General features: G+C 65.5%; 2 protein-coding genes and 1 other annotated feature. Of the genes, one reads left to right on the plus strand and one right to left on the minus strand.

All coding sequences use genetic code 11. From position 1 onward, the window contains the following. Positions 1-126 precede the first annotated feature (126 nt). Complete coding sequence (locus tag VLG41_RS21625; RefSeq protein WP_325351446.1) at positions 127-654, plus strand: gamma carbonic anhydrase family protein; 528 nt, start codon at positions 127-129, stop codon at positions 652-654. A 277-nt stretch (positions 655-931) separates the two neighbouring features. Here VLG41_RS21625 and VLG41_RS21630 read toward each other — a convergent pair. After that, positions 932-2,163, minus strand: a protein-coding gene (locus VLG41_RS21630; RefSeq protein WP_414652526.1) for an IS3 family transposase whose coding sequence is annotated in 2 segments (ribosomal slippage) — positions 932-1,872 and positions 1,872-2,163 — 1,233 coding nt in all. Because the reading frame shifts where the segments join, the coding sequence is not laid out codon by codon here. Further along, positions 1,769-1,885, minus strand: a sequence feature (AL1L pseudoknot). (Overlaps the previous gene by 117 nt.) Positions 2,164-2,277: the final 114 nt, after the last annotated feature.

Below are 2,277 nucleotides of genomic sequence, written 5' to 3' on the forward strand. Positions count from 1 at the left end.
TTGCAAAAGCCGCCCCGCGGCACTCCGATCGACATTGAGGTCGCCCTCAGCGCAGCGGAAAAGATCGCGTTCCGCTTCGTTATGCGCTGAGGCACAGATCAGCTACTTCACCACACGTCGTCTTCAATGCCCTACTACCAAATTCAGAACAAACAACCCCAGGTGGACTCTTCGGCCTTCGTCGCGCCCGATGCCACGCTGGTCGGCGATGTCCAGGTCGACGCTCAGGCCAGCGTCTGGTTCCATGCGGTCGCCCGCGGCGACAACGAGCCCATCCGCATCGGCACCGGTAGCAACGTGCAGGAGGGCGCGGTGCTGCATGCCGATCCCGGCTACCCGCTGGTCATTGGGCGCAACGTGACCGTCGGCCACCAGGCCATGCTGCACGGCTGCACCATCGGCGACGGCTCTCTGATCGGCATCCAGGCGGTGGTGCTCAACGGGGCCAGGATCGGCCGCGAATGCCTGGTCGGCGCCGGCGCGGTGGTGACCGAGCGCAAGGAGTTTCCCGATCGCAGCCTCGTCCTGGGCGCGCCGGCCAAGGTGGCCCGGCCGCTGACCGACGCCGAGGTGGCGAATCTACACGCGAGCGCGCAGGGCTACGCCGAACGCGCCGCCCGGCTTCGCGCCGAGCTGCAACGCGTCGGGGACTGAAGCGGCGCGCACCGCTAATCGGCGCGGCTGGCGCCGCTAGACAGCGATCCTCGATCAGCGCGCGCCACTGGGCCCAGCCGGTGGCCCTTCTTCCGCACCGCGCCGACCTTCACCATCGGCTGGATCGCCTGCGCCAGCGGCACTGTGCGGTTGCGCCTGCCGTCGAACAGATGCCAGCGATGTTTCTCGAGCCGGGAGCTAGACGCGCTTCCACTTAACGCCCACTTCCGCGCCACCCTGAATCGCCCCGGTTTCTGCGGAGGCTGTTTGGTTTAAGTCAGGCCACCACCGTTGTGGCTTGACTGGCGAGTTGCCGGTAGTAGTTTGCCTCAGCCTCTGCGGGCGGGATGTACCCGATGGGTTCGAGCAGGCGATGGTGGTTGAACCAGGACACCCATTCGAGCGTCGCGAACTCCACAGCCTCCTTCGTCTTCCAAGGCGCTCGGCGATGGATGAGCTCGGCCTTGTACAGGCCGTTGATGGTCTCGGCCAGAGCGTTGTCATAACTGTCGCCCTTGCTGCCCACGGACGGCTCGATGCCGGCCTCGGCGAGCCGTTCGGTGTAGCGGATGCTGACGTATTGCGACCCGCGGTCGCTGTGGCATATCAGGCTCCCATCGCGCTCAGGCTGCCGGGCGTAGAGGGCCTGCTCCAGCGCATCGAGCACGAAGTCCGTTCGCATCGAATTGCTCACCCGCCAGCCCACGATGCGACGGGCGAACACGTCGATGACGAAGGCCACGTACAACCAGCCCTGCCAGGTCGAGACATACGTGAAGTCGCTGACCCACAGCTGGTTCGGCCGCTCGGTCCGGAACTGCCGATTGACCCGGTCCAGCGGACACTGGGCCTTGGCATCACCGACCGTGGTTCGCACGACCTTGCCACGCATCACACCGCGAAGCCCCAGCTTGCGCATCAATCGCTCGACCGTGCAGCGAGCAACGGCTACGCCTTCGCGTGCCAGTTGCCGCCACACCTTGTCGGCACCGTAGACCTGCATGTTGGCCTGCCAGACACGTTGAATCTGCGGCGCCAGCACCTCGTCGCGATGCGCTCGGGCACAGCGTTTGTGGGGCTCCCGCAGCAGCGCTGCATGGCGTCGATACGCCGACGGGGCGACCTGCAAGACCTTGCAGAGCGGCTCGACCCCGAAGGTATCGCGATGCTTGTCGATGAAGTCCTTCAGGACTTGAGCCGGCGGTCGAGCTCCGCCTGGGCGAAAAACGCGCTGGCCAGCTTCAGTATCTCGTTGGCCCGGCGCAGCTCCTTGTTCTCGCGCTCAAGCTCCTTCATCCGCTGGGCATCACTGCTCGTGATGCCTTCGCGCACGCCGGCATCGACCTCGGCGCGCTTGACCCATTCGTTCAAGGTCTGCGGCACGCAGCCAATCTTCGGGGCGATGGACTCGATGGCCGCCCACAACGACGGGTACTCTCCGCGCTGCTCCTGCACCATCCTCACTGCGCGCTCGCGCACCTCGGGCGAGAACTTGTTCGACTTGCTCATGGCTCAATCCTCTCAGAGTGTTGAGCCTCCGCGAAAACCGGGGCGATTCACGCCCAAGCTGCTGAACGAAGTCACTGTGACCCATGGCCGGTAGTTGGAGCCCTCGCCCTGACC

The organism is Hydrogenophaga sp. (genome assembly GCF_035481345.1).
Taxonomy (GTDB): Bacteria; Pseudomonadota; Gammaproteobacteria; order Burkholderiales; family Burkholderiaceae_C; genus Hydrogenophaga.

Bases quoted from the DNA above. Each gene is read 5' to 3' on its own strand.
- VLG41_RS21625 (WP_325351446.1), top strand. From the start codon at position 127: ATGCCCTACTACCAAATTCAGAACAAACAACCCCAGGTGGACTCTTCG.